This is a genomic window from Pseudomonas sp. KB_15 (genome assembly GCF_052114525.1).
Taxonomy (GTDB): Bacteria; Pseudomonadota; Gammaproteobacteria; order Pseudomonadales; family Pseudomonadaceae; genus Aquipseudomonas.
The window spans coordinates 1-575 of sequence record NZ_JBFREX010000134.1; the positions used below are offsets into that span (position 1 = coordinate 1).

1 protein-coding gene is annotated in these 575 nt (G+C 68.7%); it reads left to right on the forward strand.

Annotation, left to right across the window (positions count from 1 at the left end; genetic code table 11):
- Positions 1-575, forward strand: a 575-nt coding sequence (locus AB4Z35_RS30060; RefSeq protein ID WP_442101169.1) for a tripartite tricarboxylate transporter substrate-binding protein, incomplete at both ends; no start/stop codon positions are given.

Genomic DNA, 575 nt, shown 5'->3' on the forward strand with positions numbered 1-575 from the left:
CCAGGTGGGCGTGACCGGGCTGATCCTGCTAGCCAACCGCGACACGCCGGCCAACAACCTCAAGGAATACGTGGCGATGGTCAAACCCTCGCCGGGCAAGTATTCCTATGGCTCGTTCGGCGCCGGCACCACGGCGCACTTCGCGGGCGAGGCGCTGCAAACCCTCACCGGCACCAAGATGCTCCACGTGCCATACAAGGGCAGCGCGCCGGCCATGACCGACCTGATCGGCGGCCAGATCCCGTTCAGCATGGACACCGTCACCGCCGCCATCCCGCAGGTGAAGGCCGGCAAGGTCAAGGCGATTGCCGTGACCACGGCCAAGCGCTCGGCCCTGCTGCCGGACGTGCCCACGGTGGCCGAGAGCGGCTACCCCGGCATGGACGCCGCCACGTGGCTCGTCATCGTCGCCCCGGCTGGCGTGCCCGCCGAGGTGAAGGCCAAGCTGGAGAAGACCCTCGGCGAAGTGGTGGCGGACCCCGCCACGCGCCAGAAGCTGATCGACAACGGCTTCGAGCCGACCTACGCCACCGGCGCGCAGGTGGCCGCGAAGATCGTCAAGGAAACGCCCCAGA